14 protein-coding genes are annotated in these 15550 nt (G+C 40.1%); 13 read left to right on the top strand and 1 reads right to left on the bottom strand.

From position 1 onward, the window contains the following. Positions 1–10: 10 nt before the first annotated feature. The 12 genes from purE to purD all read left to right on the top strand — a co-directional run bounded on the left by purE (position 11) and on the right by purD (position 13023). On the top strand, positions 11–499 hold the full coding sequence (gene purE, locus MKY46_RS20500; protein ID WP_089934991.1) for a 5-(carboxyamino)imidazole ribonucleotide mutase: 489 nt from the start codon (positions 11–13) through the stop codon (positions 497–499). Further along, positions 496–1620 (top strand): 5-(carboxyamino)imidazole ribonucleotide synthase, encoded by a 1125-nt coding sequence (purK, locus tag MKY46_RS20495; protein ID WP_036124076.1) that lies wholly within the window; start codon positions 496–498, stop codon positions 1618–1620. The genes purE and purK overlap by 4 nt, the downstream gene beginning before the upstream one ends. Before the next feature lie 13 nt (positions 1621–1633). Beyond that, positions 1634–2929: an adenylosuccinate lyase gene (gene purB / locus MKY46_RS20490; protein ID WP_089934994.1), complete on the top strand. Its 1296-nt coding sequence runs from the start codon at positions 1634–1636 to the stop codon at positions 2927–2929. Between the two features lie 130 nt (positions 2930–3059). Next, positions 3060–3770, top strand: coding sequence for a phosphoribosylaminoimidazolesuccinocarboxamide synthase (gene purC / locus MKY46_RS20485; RefSeq protein ID WP_089934996.1), 711 nt, complete (start codon positions 3060–3062; stop codon positions 3768–3770). 2 nt (positions 3771–3772) lie between these two features. Then, entirely contained in the window at positions 3773–4021 is a 249-nt protein-coding gene (gene purS, locus MKY46_RS20480; protein WP_340835263.1) for a phosphoribosylformylglycinamidine synthase subunit PurS, read from the top strand. Positions 4022–4023: 2 nt separating this feature from the next. After that, positions 4024–4707, top strand: coding sequence for a phosphoribosylformylglycinamidine synthase subunit PurQ (purQ, locus tag MKY46_RS20475; RefSeq protein WP_054611985.1), 684 nt, complete (start codon positions 4024–4026; stop codon positions 4705–4707). Continuing rightward, positions 4694–6928: a phosphoribosylformylglycinamidine synthase subunit PurL gene (gene purL, locus MKY46_RS20470; RefSeq protein ID WP_089934998.1), complete on the top strand. Its 2235-nt coding sequence runs from the start codon at positions 4694–4696 to the stop codon at positions 6926–6928. Before purQ ends, purL begins: the two co-directional genes overlap by 14 nt. Further along, entirely contained in the window at positions 6904–8328 is a 1425-nt protein-coding gene (gene purF, locus MKY46_RS20465; protein ID WP_058844201.1) for an amidophosphoribosyltransferase, read from the top strand. The genes purL and purF overlap by 25 nt, the downstream gene beginning before the upstream one ends. A 92-nt stretch (positions 8329–8420) precedes the next feature. Beyond that, positions 8421–9476 carry a phosphoribosylformylglycinamidine cyclo-ligase gene (purM, locus tag MKY46_RS20460; protein WP_036123480.1) on the top strand — a complete coding sequence of 352 codons (1056 nt, stop codon included), beginning with the start codon at positions 8421–8423 and terminating at the stop codon, positions 9474–9476. After that, the gene (gene purN / locus MKY46_RS20455) at positions 9476–10045 is read left to right on the top strand and encodes a phosphoribosylglycinamide formyltransferase (RefSeq protein ID WP_036123479.1); all 570 of its coding nucleotides are present in this window, start codon (positions 9476–9478) and stop codon (positions 10043–10045) included. Before purM ends, purN begins: the two co-directional genes overlap by 1 nt. 113 nt (positions 10046–10158) lie before the next feature. Beyond that, on the top strand, positions 10159–11685 hold the full coding sequence (purH, locus tag MKY46_RS20450) for a bifunctional phosphoribosylaminoimidazolecarboxamide formyltransferase/IMP cyclohydrolase (protein ID WP_340835261.1): 1527 nt from the start codon (positions 10159–10161) through the stop codon (positions 11683–11685). An 81-nt stretch (positions 11686–11766) separates the two neighbouring features. Then, positions 11767–13023 (top strand): phosphoribosylamine--glycine ligase, encoded by a 1257-nt coding sequence (purD, locus tag MKY46_RS20445; RefSeq protein ID WP_036123475.1) that lies wholly within the window; start codon positions 11767–11769, stop codon positions 13021–13023. A 113-nt stretch (positions 13024–13136) separates the two neighbouring features. On the opposite strand, the gene MKY46_RS20440 is transcribed toward purD, so the two are convergent. After that, entirely contained in the window at positions 13137–13562 is a 426-nt protein-coding gene (locus MKY46_RS20440; protein WP_058844200.1) for a YgaP-like transmembrane domain, read from the bottom strand. 199 nt (positions 13563–13761) lie between these two features. Between MKY46_RS20440 and MKY46_RS20435 the strand changes: the two genes are divergently transcribed. Continuing rightward, positions 13762–15483: an adenine deaminase C-terminal domain-containing protein gene (locus MKY46_RS20435; RefSeq protein ID WP_340835260.1), complete on the top strand. Its 1722-nt coding sequence runs from the start codon at positions 13762–13764 to the stop codon at positions 15481–15483. Positions 15484–15550: the final 67 nt, after the last annotated feature.

Raw genomic sequence — 15550 nt, 5'->3', positions numbered from 1 at the left:
GCGACAATTTATGAATCCGAAAATCGGTGTCATTATGGGTAGTTCAAGTGACTGGGAAACAATGAAACATGCATGTGATATTTTAGATGAATTACAAGTACCGTATGAAAAAAAGGTTGTATCTGCACATCGTACACCTGATTTAATGTTTGACTATGCAGAGACAGCTCGTGAGCGAGGACTACAAGTAATTATCGCTGGGGCAGGTGGAGCTGCACATTTACCTGGAATGGTAGCAGCTAAAACAACATTACCTGTCATTGGTGTACCAGTTCAATCACGTGCACTTAACGGACTCGATTCATTATTATCTATCGTTCAAATGCCTGGTGGTGTACCTGTAGCAACTGTAGCGATTGGCAAAGCGGGAGCAACAAACGCAGGATTACTAGCAGCTCAAATTTTGTCAACAACAGATGCTGTACTTGCTAATAAATTAGATGCTAGACGTGAAGCAACGAAGCAGCAAGTATTAGAAAGCACAGGTGACTTAGTGTGACGAAGATTATTTATCCTGGACAAACGATAGGTATTATAGGCGGAGGACAACTTGGTCGAATGATGGCGCTTGCTGCAAAGGAGTCAGGTTTTAAAGTGGCTGTTCTGGAACCTGCAATGGACTCGCCGTGTGGGCAGGTAGCTGATATTCGTATTGTAGCTCCATATGATGATGAAGCTGCTTTAGAAGAACTTGCAGAAGTAAGTGATGTTATCACTTATGAATTTGAAAATATTGATTATGAAGGCTTAAAGCGCTTATCACAAATGGCTTATGTTCCTCAAGGAGCAGAGTTGGTACGTATTACACAAAACCGTATAACAGAGAAAGACGCTATTGTGAAGGCTAGTTGCCCAGTAGCACCATATATTGTTGCAAAAACTTATGAAGAATTAGTAGCCAATATTGATTCGATTGGTTATCCTTGTATAGTCAAAACAGCAAGAGGTGGTTATGATGGCAAGGGACAGCAGCTTTTAAAGTCAACTGAAGATTTACCTTTAGCGAAAGAACTATTCACACATTCTCAATGTATTGCAGAAGGTTTTGTTCCTTTCCTAAAGGAAGTATCGGTCATTGTTCAAAGAAATGGTCATGGTGAATCGTATTGTCAGCCAGTTGGAGAGAACATTCATGTTCATCATATTCTGCATGAAACAATTGTGCCTGCTCGCATATCTGAAAGCACAGCTCAAGCTGCGGAACGAGAAGCTTTAAAAATTGCAGATTACTTACATTTAGTAGGAACGCTAGCAGTAGAAATGTTTGTGTTAGAAGATGGTAGCATTGTTATTAATGAATTAGCACCAAGACCTCATAATTCTGGTCATTATTCAATAGAAGCGTGTAATGTTTCACAATTCCATCAGCATATTCGTGCTGTTTGTGGTTGGCCATTACGTAAGCCAGAACTTTGGGCGCCATCCATTATGGTCAATGTATTAGGGCAGCATGTCGTGCCACTCAGTAACTCAATTGCTAAATATCCTGAATGGTCCATCCATCTTTATGGGAAAGCTGAAGCTAAGGTAAACCGTAAAATGGGCCATGTAACGATTATGACAAAAAGCTTAGAGGAAACACTACAACAAATCGAGAGTTCTGGCATTTGGTCAGAATAGAAGGAGAAACGCGATGATTGAACGTTACACAAGACCCGAAATGGGCGCAATTTGGACAGAACAAAATAAGTACCAAGCTTGGCTAGAGGTTGAAATTTTAGCATGTGAGGCTTGGGCAGAGATAGGCGATATTCCAAAAGAGGATGTTGCTAAAATTCGTGAAAATGCTTCATTTGATGTGAATCGCATTTTAGAAATTGAACAAGAAACACGTCATGATGTTGTAGCCTTTACGCGTGCCGTTTCGGAAACACTTGGGGAAGAGCGTAAATGGGTACATTATGGTTTAACTTCTACAGACGTAGTAGACACAGCACTTTCTTATTTAATCAAACAAGCAAATGATATTTTGCGCAAGGACATCGTGAATTTCATTGATATTATTGCGGCTAAGGCAAAAGAGCATAAACATACGGTGATGATGGGACGTACACATGGTGTTCATGCAGAACCAACAACTTTTGGTTTAAAACTTGGTTTATGGTATGAGGAAATGAAGCGTAACCTTGAACGTTTTGAAGCAGCAGCCAAAGTAATTGAAACAGGAAAAATGTCTGGAGCTGTTGGAACATATGCCAATATCGATCCTCGTGTTGAGCAATATGTTTGTGATCAACTAGGTCTTGCTGCATCACCGATTTCAACACAAACTTTACAGCGTGATCGCCATGCGCAGTATTTAGGTGCATTAGCTTTAGTTGCTACATCAATTGAAAAATTCGCAACAGAAATTCGCGGCTTACAGAAATCTGAAACGCGTGAAGTAGAAGAAGCTTTTGCAAAAGGGCAAAAGGGCTCATCCGCAATGCCACATAAACGTAATCCAATCGGTTCTGAAAACATGGTTGGGATGTCTCGTTTAATGCGTGGATACATGGTGACAGCTTATGAAAATGTAGCTTTATGGCATGAACGTGATATTTCTCATTCATCTGCAGAGCGCGTTATTTTACCGGATGCAACAATTACTCTTAACTATATGCTTAATCGCTTCGGTAATATTGTGAAAAACTTAACAGTATTCCCTGAGAACATGAAACGTAACATGGAACGCACATATGGTCTTATTTATTCTCAACGCATCTTATTAGCATTAATCGATAAGGGATTAGTACGTGAGGAAGCTTATGATACAGTACAACCTTTAGCAATGCAGGCATGGGACGAGCAAGTTCAGTTCCGTACATTGGTCGATGCAAGTGAAAAAATCACATCTTATTTAACAAAAGAAGAGCTGGATGAGTGCTTTGATTATAACTACCACTTACAGCATGTTGATATGATTTTTGAACGACTAGGACTTAACTAATATTTATTTAGCCATCTAAAAGTAAATGTTAGAGCCACCAGTAAATGTTTCAGAGTTGAATCGTGGAGACACGATTCAATTCTGATCATTCATAACAAGCGTATCTCATAATATCAGGGGGAAAAACGACATGACTAAAGGTCAACTTTTGTATGAAGGTAAAGCAAAAAAATTGTTCACAACAGAGGAGCCAAATGTGCTACTAGTTGAGTACAAGGATAGTGCAACAGCATTCAATGGCGAAAAAAAAGAAGAAATTGACGGCAAGGGCATTTTAAATAATCGCATTACTTCATTAATTTTCGAAAAATTACAAGCAAACGGAATTGCGTCACATTTCGTAAAACAATTATCAGATACACAACAACTTGTAAAAAAAGTAGAAATTATTCCGATTGAAGTTGTTGTTCGTAATATTGCCGCAGGAAGTTTAGCAAAACGTCTTGGTCTTGAAGAGGGAACAGCCTTAAAACGACCAATCGTAGAATTTTACTATAAAGACGATGCGTTAGGCGACCCACTCATTACGACAGAACATATTGACGTTCTGGATCTTGCGACACCTACTGAAGTAACAGCCATTTATGATGGAGCACTAGCTGTTAACAAAGTTCTACAGCCAATCTTTGCAGATATCAATGTAACATTAATTGATTTTAAATTAGAGTTTGGCCGTGATATGGATGGCAATGTATTATTGGCAGATGAAATTTCACCAGACACATGCAGACTTTGGGATGCAACTACAAAGCAAAAGTTAGACAAAGATGTTTTTCGTCGAGACCTTGGTAATTTAACTGAAGTTTATACTATTATACTTTCTAGACTCGGAGGCAAATAACAATGAAAAAAGTAAAAATCTATGTAACATTACGTGAGAGCATTCTTGATCCACAAGGCTCTGCAGTACAAGGTTCTTTAGCTAAAATCGGCTACGGTGAGGTAGAAGATTTACGTATCGGTAAATATCTTGAGCTAACTCTTAAAGACTCAGAACGTGACATTGATACTCTAGTAAAAGAAATGTGTGAAAAGGTTTTAACGAACGTTGTAATTGAAGACTACCGTTTTGAAGTCGAGGAGGCTAACTAATCATGAAATTCGCAGTACTCGTATTCCCTGGGTCAAACTGTGACATCGATATGTATCATGCGATTAAAGACGAGCTAGGTGAAGAAGTAGAATATGTATGGCATACAGCAACAGATCTAAGTGGCTTTGATGGCGTATTAGTACCTGGAGGATTCTCCTATGGGGACTACCTTCGTTGTGGTGCAATGGCTAATCAATCTAACATTATGGCAGAGGTTAAGAAAGCAGCAGATGCTGGTAAACCTGTATTAGGTGTATGTAATGGCTTCCAAATTCTGACGGAAGCTGGTTTATTACCAGGGGCTTTACTACGCAATAAAAACTTAAAATTTATGTGCCGTACAGTACAGCTAAAAGTGGAAAACAACAATACATTATTCACAAATCAATATGAGCAAGGTCAAATCATCAATATTCCAATCGCACATGGTGAAGGTAATTACTACTGTGACGAGGAAACTTTACAATCACTAAAAGATAATAATCAAATCGTATTCACATACTCAGGTGACAATCCAAACGGTTCTTTAGAAGATATCGCAGGGATTATAAACGAGCGCGGCAATGTACTAGGGATGATGCCACACCCAGAGCGAGCTGTTGATGCATTGGTGGGCGGCGCAGACGGTCTAGCAGTATTCAAATCAATTGTGAAGCAGTGGAGGGAAAATCATGTCAACAACTAAGTTTGAGCCAACAGCACAGCAAATTAAGGATGAAAAGCTATACGCTGGTATGGGGATGTCAGACGAAGAATTTGCAATGGTAGAAGGTATTTTAGGACGTCTACCTAACTGGACAGAGACAGGTCTTTTCTCAGTAATGTGGTCTGAGCACTGCTCTTACAAAAATTCAAAGCCAGTACTACGTAAGTTCCCGACAAAAGGGCCACAAGTATTACAAGGTCCAGGTGAAGGTGCGGGTATTGTCGATATTGGTGATGAACAGGCAGTAGTATTTAAAATGGAATCACATAACCATCCATCTGCAATCGAACCTTATCAAGGAGCTGCAACAGGTGTTGGCGGTATTATCCGTGACGTTTTCTCCATGGGTGCACGTCCAATTGCCATGCTAAATTCATTACGTTTTGGTGAATTAAAATCAGCACGTGGTAAATATCTTTTTGAAGAAGTTGTTGCGGGTATCGCAGGTTATGGTAACTGCATCGGAATTCCGACCGTTGGTGGCGAGATTCAATTTGACCCTTGCTATGAAGGTAATCCACTTGTTAATGCAATGTGTGTCGGTTTAATTGACCATCAAGATATTCAACGTGGTATTGCTGCGGGTGTCGGCAATACAGTTATGTATGTCGGTGCGAAAACAGGTCGTGACGGAATTCATGGTGCAACATTTGCCTCTGAGGAATTAACAGAGGAATCAGATAACCAACGTCCAGCAGTACAAGTAGGGGACCCATTCATGGAGAAACTTTTACTTGAAGCATGTTTAGAAGTTGTAAAATCTGATGCTCTAGTTGGTATTCAAGATATGGGTGCAGCTGGTCTTACTTCTTCATCAGCAGAAATGGCTTCAAAAGCAGGCTCTGGTGTAGAAATGAATTTAGACTTAGTGCCTCAACGTGAGACAGGTATGACAGCGTACGAAATGATGTTATCTGAGTCTCAAGAACGTATGTTATTAGTGGTGAAAAAAGGTCGTGAAGATGAAATTAAAGCGATTTTTGATAAATATGATTTAGATGCTGTAGCAATCGGCCGAGTAACGGATGATAAAATGCTTCGCCTTTTACACAAAGGACAAGTAGTGGCAGAAGTACCTGCTGATGCGTTAGCAGAAGATGCTCCTGTTTATCATAAACCATCTGCTGAACCTGCATACTATGCTGAGTTCCAAGCAATCGAGAACGCAGAACCAGTTGTGACGGATTATAAAGAAACTTTAAATGCTTTATTACAAGCACCAACAATTGCTTCTAAAGAGTGGGTGTACGATCAATACGATTATCAAGTACGTACATCGACAGTTGTGAAGCCTGGGTCTGACGCTGCTGTTATTCGTGTACGTGGGACAAATAAAGGTTTAGCGATGACAACGGACTGTAACTCTCGCTATATCTATTTAGATCCAGAAGTGGGTGGAGCTATCGCAGTAGCTGAAGCAGCACGTAATATCGTGGCAACGGGTGGTACGCCACTTGCGATAACAGACTGCTTAAACTTTGGTAATCCAGAGAAACCAGAAATCTTCTGGCAAATTGAAAAATCTGCTGATGGTATTTCTGCTGCTTGTACGGCATTAAATGCACCAGTAATCGGTGGTAACGTTTCTCTTTATAATGAGCGTTCAGGTGAAGCTGTTTATCCAACACCAACAATTGGTATGGTTGGTCTTATCGAAGATTTAGCTCATGTAACTACACAGGATGTAAAAGCTGCAGGAGATCTTGTCTTTGTCATTGGTGAGACAAAAACTGAATTCGGTGGTTCAGAGCTACAAAAACTATTAAATAATGGCGTTATTTCAGGAAAAGCGCCAGCTATAGATTTAGAAGTGGAAGCGGTACGTCAGCAAGCTTTATTAAAGGCGATTAAAGCTGGTCTTGTACAATCTGCCCATGACGTTGCAGAGGGTGGTCTTGCAGTCGCTATTGCTGAGACAACATTCGGTGCAAACGGTCTTGGTGTTGAAGTAACATTAGCAGGATCTGCTACAACTGCATTATTCAGCGAAAGTCAATCTCGTTTTGTTGTAACTGTCAAAGAAGAAAATGCTGCTGCATTTGTAGAAATCATCAAAGATGCTCACCAAATTGGTGTCGTAACAAATGATGCACTTGTTAAAATCAACGGGGACAAAGGTGTGCTTGTAGAAGGTACAGTGGAGGAATTCCGTTCTAATTGGAAAGGAGCAATCCCATGCTTGCTGAACTCAGAGGCTTAAACGAAGAATGTGGGGTGTTTGGTATTTGGGGTAACCCAAGTCCAGCACACCTTAGCTATTACGGGCTACATGCTCTTCAACACCGTGGACAAGAAGGGGCTGGAATTGTCGTTTCAGATGGACAGCATCTTCGCGCGGTGAAAGGCGAAGGACTAGTTAATGATGTTTTCAACGAAGATAAATTAAAAGCAGTCAACGGCAAAGCGGCTATTGCTCATGTTCGTTACACGACTGCTGGTGGCGGCGGTATTGAAAACGTACAGCCACTATTATTCCACTCCTCAACTGGTAGCCTTTCAATTGCCCATAACGGTAACTTAGTCAATGCGACACATTTAAAACAGTATCTAGAGCGACAAGGGAGTATTTTCCATTCTAGCTCTGATACAGAAGTGCTGGCGCATCTTATTAAGAAAAGCTCGCATTCACCATTCCGTGCAAAGGTGAAAAATGCCCTTTCTCTATTAAAGGGTGCGTATTCTTTCTTAATTATGACAAAGGATGAAATGCTTGTTGCACGTGATCCACATGGTTTACGTCCATTATCTCTTGGAAAGCTTGGAGATGGCTGGGTGGTAGCTTCTGAAACTTGTGCATTTGATTTAATTGGTGCAGAATTCGTTCGTTCTGTGGAGCCAGGAGAGCTCATCATTATTAATGATGAGGGTGTAAAATCGGATCGCTTTGCTGATATGGAAAAGCGTTCGATGTGTGCGATGGAATATGTTTATTTAGCTCGTCCTGATTCAGATATTGATGGCATTAATGTTCATATGGCGCGTAAGCGTATGGGGAAACAACTTGCCCGTGAATGTGCGCATATTGAGGCTGATGTTGTAACGGGTGTACCTGATTCAAGTATTTCAGCAGCGATTGGTTTTGCAGAAGAAAGTGGCATCCCTTATGAATTAGGTCTTATTAAAAACCGCTATGTTGGTCGTACGTTTATTCAGCCAACACAGGAATTACGTGAACGTGGTGTAAAAATGAAACTGTCACCAGTTGTTCAAGTTGTAAAGGGTAAACGTGTAGTAATGGTGGACGATTCAATTGTGCGTGGTACAACATCACGTCGTATTGTCAAAATGTTAAAAGATGCTGGTGCAGCAGAAGTTCATGTTGTGATCTCTTCACCGCCAATGACAAATCCTTGTTATTATGGCATTGATACTTCCACACATGAAGAGCTGATTGCCTCTAGTCATAAAGTAGATGAAATTCGTGATGCAATCGGTGCAGATTCTCTTACGTTCCTTTCTGTTGAGGGCATGGTAGAGACAATTGCACGACCATATGAAGATGACAATCGTGGGCTATGCTTAGCATGCTTTACAGGCAAATATCCAACAGAGATTTTCCCGGATACCATCTTACCACATGAAAAAGAACTATTACGTTAAGAAAAACATCGCAACGGATTGGTGATCGGTAGAAGGCTATACAAAGACTTCTAGGGTACTGAGGCGATTTGGATGATAAGGAGGAACTCTGCGTGTCAAAGGCATATGAACAAGCAGGTGTAAATATTGAAGCGGGTTATGAAGCTGTAAAACGAATGAAGTCTCATGTTGAACGTACGAACCGTTTAGGTGTAATGGGAACGTTCGGTGGCTTTGGTGGCATGTTTGACTTGTCAAAACTAAATCTTAAAGAACCTGTTCTTATTTCAGGGACAGATGGTGTTGGAACAAAGCTAAAACTAGCGTTCATGGTAGATAAGCACGATACAATTGGTGTGGATTGTGTAGCAATGTGTGTCAATGATATTGTTGCTCAAGGAGCAGAGCCACTGTACTTTTTAGATTACGTAGCGCTTGGAAAAGCAGAGCCTGCAAAAATTGAACAAATTGTTAAAGGTGTTGCAGATGGCTGTGTGCAATCTGGTGCAGCACTAATTGGTGGCGAAACTGCGGAAATGCCTGGTCTTTATGAAGAAGACGAATATGATTTAGCAGGGTTTGCAGTAGGTGCTTGTGAAAAGTCTGCCATTGTGACAGGTGAAAAAATCGTTGAAGGCGATGTGCTTATTGGGATTGCATCAAGTGGTGTACATTCAAACGGTTATTCTTTAGTGCGAAAAATTGTTTTTGCAGATCAGCAATATGCGGTGGATGCCATTGTTGAAGGCTATGAAGATTTAGGACCGATCGGGGAGGCTCTTCTCGTGCCAACAAAGCTATATGCTAAGCCAGTATTAGCAGCTTTAAAGGCAGCAGATGTACATGGTTGTGCTCATGTTACTGGTGGAGGTTTCTATGAAAATCTACCGCGTATGATGCCAGAAGGATTAGCAACGGAAATCGACTTAGGTTCTTGGCCAGTATTACGTATCTTTGAATTCCTAAAAGATAAAGGCCAGTTAGAAGATAAAGATCTATATAATGTCTTTAACATGGGGATTGGTTTTGTAATAGCTGTGCCAGTAGCTGAAGCTGAGAAAGTAATGGCAGCAGTAGAAGCAAATGGTGAAAAGGCTTATCCAATCGGACGTGTTATCAAAGGCGACGGAGTAGTGTTTAATGGCTCACATGATGGGAGTTTAGTGTAATGACTGCACCAACAAAAATCGCCGTGTTCGCATCAGGCAGCGGGAGTAATTTTCAAGCCATTCAAGAGGCTATCGGAAGTGGAGAACTGCATGCAAAGATTGAACTAGTGGTGACAGATAAGCCCGGTGCGTTTGTAGTGACACGTGCTGAAAATTTGGGGATTCCAGTGTTAGCATTAAATCCAAAAGAGTTTGCATCAAAAGCAGCTTATGAGACAGCCATTATCGATGCTTTACATGAATGCGATGTGAAATGGATTGTGCTTGCAGGGTATATGCGTTTAATTAGTGACGTATTATTAGCAGCCTTTCCGCAACGAATTGTTAATATCCATCCTTCCTTATTGCCAGCATTCCCCGGGAAGGACGCCATTGGTCAGGCAATCAATCATGGTGTAAAGATTACAGGGGTAACAGTGCATTTTGTTGATGAAGGAATGGATACTGGTCCGATTATCGCACAGGCTGCTGTACCTGTCATTGAAGGAAATCGAGAGGCAACAGAAGCTGAAATTCATAAGCAAGAGCATCTATTATATACAAAGGCTTTACGGCAATTATTACAATAACTGAAGAGGAGTTAGGTCGAGAACCTTACTCAACAAGTAAGACCTAACTCTATTAATCTTATAGAAGCAAGTCAGTTCGTGGTAAGCACGATAAAAATTAGGAGGATATTGTTGTGACAAAACGTGCATTAATCAGTGTTTCCAATAAAGGTGGTATTTTAGAATTTGCAAAGGAATTAGTAGCATTAGGTTATGAAATTTTATCAACTGGCGGTACGAAAAAAATGTTACAGGATAATGCGGTGGCTGTAACGGCAGTAGATGAAGTAACGAAGTTCCCAGAAATTTTAGATGGTCGTGTGAAAACATTAAATCCAATGATCCACGGTGGTCTATTAGGAAAGTTTGACGATGCTTCTCATCAAGCACAAATGAACGAGCATGGAATTGAGCCAATTGAGATTGTTTGTGTTAATCTATATCCATTTGTTGAAACAATTTCAAAGCCTAATGTAACATGGGATGATGCAATTGAAAACATTGATATCGGTGGCCCAACAATGTTACGCTCTGCTGCAAAAAACCATCAATATGTAACAGTAATCGTGGACAGCAATGACTATGCAACAGTATTAGAAGAACTAAAAGCAAACGGCGCAACTACAATTGAAACACGTCGTCAATTAGCTGCGAAAGTTTTCCGTCACACAGCCGCTTATGATTCTTATATTTCGAACTACCTGACAGAAGAAGAATTCCCAGAGAGCTTAACGATGACATATGAGTTAAAGCAAAATTTACGCTATGGAGAAAACCCGCACCAAAAAGCGGCTTTCTACCAAAAACGTCTTGGCTCAGACTTCTCATTGGCCTATGCTACACAATTACATGGGAAAGAGTTATCCTACAACAATATTCAAGATGGTAATGCAGCACTACAAATCGTCAAAGAATTTGAAATGCCAGCTGCTGTAGCAGTAAAGCATATGAATCCATGTGGCGTTGGTACAGGTATTACATTAGAGGCAGCATTCGATAAAGCTTATGAAGCAGATTCAACATCTATTTTTGGTGGTATTATCGCGTTAAATATGGAAGTAGATGCAGCAACTGCTGAAAAGTTAAGTCACATTTTCTTAGAAATCATCATTGCACCTGCATTCTCACAAGAAGCGTTAGACATTTTAACGCAAAAGAAAAATATTCGCTTACTAACTATTCCATTTGAGCAAGCAAAACAAGATCAATTCAACGTAGTATCTGTTGAAGGTGGCCTTCTTGTACAAGAGCCGGATCGCTATGGTTTTGGCAATGCAGATATTAAAGTAGTGACAGATCGTGAACCAACAAAACAGGAATGGGAAGCATTACAGCTTGGTTGGTCAGTTGTCAAACATGTTAAATCGAATGCGATTGTTGTAACAGATTCCCAAATGACACTTGGTGTTGGTGCAGGTCAAATGAACCGCGTAGGTGCTGCTAAAATTGCCTTTGAGCAAGCTGGAGAAAAAGCAAAAGGTGCTGCACTAGCATCAGACGCATTTTTCCCAATGAGTGATACTGTTGAAGCAGCAGCAGCGGCAGGAATTACTGCTATTATTCAACCAGGTGGCTCGATTAAAGATCAAGATTCCATTGATAAAGCAAATGAATATGGAATTGCTATGGTATTCACAGGCGTACGCCATTTTAAACACTAATTAATAAAACATATAAGAAACAAAACAGACCGAGATGCTGGTTCATCTCGGTCTTACTTACAAATAGGAGGATTCTCTAAAATGAATGTATTAGTAATCGGAAGCGGCGGTCGTGAGCATGCAATCGCTAAACAATTTAGCATTTCTCCATCGGTTCACAAAGTATTTGTAGCGCCAGGCAATGATGGAATGGGAGGCGAAATAGAAGTTGTAGCTATTGATACAATGGATTTCGCAGGTCTTGCTCAATTTGCCAAGGAAAATGATATTGCGTTAACATTTGTTGGCCCAGAACAGCCACTTGCTGAAGGCATTGTTGATTTCTTTACAGCTAGAGGTTTACGTATTTTTGGCCCTTCAAAGGTTGCAGCTCAAATCGAAAGTAGCAAATCCTATGCGAAAGAAATGATGAATAAATATAATATTCCTACAGCCTCACATGAAACGTTTACTGAAGCAGAAAAAGCGATCGCTTATATTCAAGAACAAGGGGCGCCTATTGTCATTAAAGCAGATGGTTTAGCGGCTGGTAAGGGTGTTGTTGTGGCCATGACAGAGGAAGAAGCAATTGAAGCTGTCGAGGATATGATTGGCAATCAACGCTTTGGTGATTCCTCTTCACGTGTTGTCATTGAAGAATTTTTAGACGGAGAAGAGTTCTCCTTTATGTCCTTTGTACATAAAGGACAAATTTATCCAATGGTTATTGCACAAGACCATAAACGTGCCTATGACGGTGATAAAGGACCAAACACTGGAGGCATGGGTGCATACTCGCCTGTACCACAAATCTCTCAAGAAGTAGTTGATCTTGCATATCATACAATTGTAGAACCTACTGTTAGAGGGATGGATGCTGATGGTGCTTCCTTTACAGGTATTTTATATGCTGGGTTAATTTTAACAAAGAAAGGTCCTCAGGTTATAGAATTTAATGCTCGTTTTGGTGATCCAGAAACGCAAGTAGTGTTACCGCGTATGGTTTCTGATTTTGGGGCATTTATGATGGCTTTAATGGATGAACAGCCATTTGATTTACAATGGTCAGAAGAAGCGATGCTTGGTGTTGTCATTGCAGCAGAAGGCTATCCTGGTGACGTTGAAAAAGGCAAAGCATTACCGAATTTAGAGGCACTTTCCACATCCCATGCAGTATTCCATGCAGGTACAAAATTAGTGGATGGCCAATTTGTTGGTAATGGTGGCCGTGTCCTGTTAGTTGCTGCCAAAGCTCCTACTTTGCAGGAAGCACAGGAAAAGGTATACGCTGGAATTGCTACAGAAACATGGGATCACTTTTTCTTCCGTCAAGATATTGGCTGGCGTACATTTAAGTAATTGTTATTTTCACTAAATTTTAAAATATTTTTAATCATCTTTTGAAACCTCTTGTTGTTTCAAACGTAAGAGGTAAGAGCCGTCTCAATAATAGATTGGGACGGCTCCTTTGACTAAGAAGGATTTTGAGCTTTATTCGTTGAAGAATCGCTACTATTTGAGGAATTTTGAGTTGAAGTGCTGGTGTCAGATTGTTTTGAAGCGGTAGCTTGTGAACCTGAAGAATTACCAGATATAGCAGAGGAAAAATCCTTCATGAGTTTATCGATTTGTTCAGAAGACATAGAATTTTGCCCGCTGAACATACTTTGCATAGAGGTGTTCATGGCATTTTGCATATTGGAGCTTAAGAGCGCCTTTGTTGGACAATATTTAAAGAGTCCCTCAGCCATTTTCATGGCACCTAATGCAATCATTAATCGACCTTTTGTACAATTAGGATCTCTAGAAACTTTAGCGATACCAAATGCTGTCAAACTTGTACCCATTGCAAAACGACAAAATGCATTTTTTTCGCTTAAATTTGCTTGCTGCATCATCATACTTCCTCCTTTAGTCATTGTGGAAAAATTAAGCGAGGTGCACTTTGCTTTATGAAAGTGCTGTGTTACGATTGAAACAAGATGATTGCATAAAGCATAATTTTTATGAAAGTATGCGATTATGCAGTAGTAGTATGTGATTTCAAGTTGGATTTACACAATGAAAAATTACGTAAATTAGGAAGGAGCGAATAGCATGGATCCAGTATGGAAAATAACAAAGTTACGACAGCAATTAGCAGTAATCGATGGGAAAAAGGCACCAGATATCGTGTTGAAAAATGCACGTTATTTGCATAGTATGCTGAAACAATTTGTAGTAGGAAACATTTGGATTTTAGGAGATCGCATTGTCTATGCTGGTGACAGAATGCCTCCTTTATTAGAAGGAACAGAAGTGGTGGATTATACAGGGAAAACAATTGTACCAGGCTATATTGAACCACACGTCCATCCGTTCCAGCTTTATCATCCACAGTCATTTGCAGATTTTTGTGGTCAGCTTGGAACAACAGCTTTTATTTCCGATAATTTAAGTTTTGTTTTAAATTTAGAAAATAAGAAAGCGTTTTCAATTTTGGATAACTTGAAAAAGCTACCGTTTTCTTTTTATTGGTGGACTCGCTTTGATTCACAAACTGAACTGGAGCAAGAGGAAGAAGTTTTCTCTAATACGTCCATATTGGAATGGCTAGAGCGAAGTGATGTCTTGCTTGGTGGAGAGTTGACAGGCTGGCCTAAGCTGCTGCATGGCGACGATCAAATGCTTTATCGTATGCAAATGGCAAAGGGGCTTGGGAAAAAAATTGAAGGACATTTCCCAGGAGCTTCAGAAAGAACTTTAGCACGCATGAAACTGCTTGGTGCTGATGGGGACCATGAGGCAATGACAGTGGAGGAAGTAGAGCGTCGCATTATGCAGGGCTATGCAGTAACATTACGTTATTCTTCCATTCGTCCAGATTTACCACATCTGCTAAAAGGAATAGTAGAAAAAGAACTTCCTATTTTTGATCATTTAATGATGACAACAGATGGCTCACCACCTTCATTCCATGAGGATGGTGTGATGGATAAATGTATTCAGGCAGCCTTAGATGCAGGAGTATCCCCAATCGATGCCTATCAAATGGCTTCTTATAATGTGGCACGCTATTATAATATGTCTAATTTACATGGGTTTATCGCGACAGGTCGCTTCGCTTCCCTGAATATTTTACAAGATGAATATCATCCTGTTCCTGAAAGTGTCTTATCGAAGGGTGTTTGGTTGAAGCGTGATGGAGAACGTGTGCATAAATTTGCATCAGTTGATTATTCTGCAATCCCAGCATTAGATTTGGATTTTTCATTAGATTCACAAGATTTTCAGTTTTCAATGCCCTTTGGTATTCAGTTAGTCAATGATGTTATTACAAAGCCTTATAACTCTTTCATAACTAGAGAAGGGCAACTGGCGAATCATGACGAGTGCTATTTAATGCTCCTTAACCGGGAAGGTAACTGGCATGTGAATACGATGATTAAAGGATTTGCGACAGATGTTCAAGGCTTTGCATCCTCCTATTCAAACACAGGCGATATTTTGCTAATTGGAAAAAACAAAGAAGATATGATCAAAGCTTTCGAAGAAATGAAGGCTAGAAATGGTGGCATTGTCCTAGTCGAAAAAGGAGAAGTGATAGCGGACATCCCATTAACAATCGGTGGACTTTTATATGATGGAGACGTACTTGCATTAACGGAGAAAGAAAATGCTTTAAAACAAGCTTTAGCAGATCGAGGTTATCAATTAGGAGATGCTATTTACACGTTATTATTTTTACAATCCACTCATTTACCATATATTCGTATAACACCAAAAGGGATTTTCGATGTGATGAAGAATAAGTTATTATTACCTGCTGTTATGCGCTAATTAATGAAAGTGTTTCAGCTGTTTAAACAATTGCCGTCATGTGTAAGTGTTCAAAGGAGAGGTATGC

It is taken from the genome of Lysinibacillus sp. FSL M8-0355 (genome assembly GCF_038008985.1).
Classification (GTDB): Bacteria; Bacillota; Bacilli; order Bacillales_A; family Planococcaceae; genus Lysinibacillus; species Lysinibacillus fusiformis_D.
The sequence above is the reverse complement of the archived record's forward strand: the minus strand, read 5'-3'. Positions and strand labels throughout refer to the sequence as shown.

What these genes read in the sequence shown, in the direction of transcription:
- purE (WP_089934991.1), top strand. Translation starts at nt 11, where the DNA reads ATGAATCCGAAAATCGGTGTCATTATGGGTAGTTCAAGTGACTGGGAA.
- purB (WP_089934994.1), top strand. Translation starts at nt 1,634, where the DNA reads ATGATTGAACGTTACACAAGACCCGAAATGGGCGCAATTTGGACAGAA.
- purC (WP_089934996.1), top strand. Translation starts at nt 3,060, where the DNA reads ATGACTAAAGGTCAACTTTTGTATGAAGGTAAAGCAAAAAAATTGTTC.
- purS (WP_340835263.1), top strand. Translation starts at nt 3,773, where the DNA reads ATGAAAAAAGTAAAAATCTATGTAACATTACGTGAGAGCATTCTTGAT.
- purQ (WP_054611985.1), top strand. Translation starts at nt 4,024, where the DNA reads ATGAAATTCGCAGTACTCGTATTCCCTGGGTCAAACTGTGACATCGAT.
- purL (WP_089934998.1), top strand. Translation starts at nt 4,694, where the DNA reads ATGTCAACAACTAAGTTTGAGCCAACAGCACAGCAAATTAAGGATGAA.
- purF (WP_058844201.1), top strand. Translation starts at nt 6,904, where the DNA reads ATGCTTGCTGAACTCAGAGGCTTAAACGAAGAATGTGGGGTGTTTGGT.
- purN (WP_036123479.1), top strand. Translation starts at nt 9,476, where the DNA reads ATGACTGCACCAACAAAAATCGCCGTGTTCGCATCAGGCAGCGGGAGT.
- purD (WP_036123475.1), top strand. Translation starts at nt 11,767, where the DNA reads ATGAATGTATTAGTAATCGGAAGCGGCGGTCGTGAGCATGCAATCGCT.
- MKY46_RS20440 (WP_058844200.1), bottom strand. Translation starts at nt 13,562, where the DNA reads ATGATGCAGCAAGCAAATTTAAGCGAAAAAAATGCATTTTGTCGTTTT.
- MKY46_RS20435 (WP_340835260.1), top strand. Translation starts at nt 13,762, where the DNA reads ATGGATCCAGTATGGAAAATAACAAAGTTACGACAGCAATTAGCAGTA.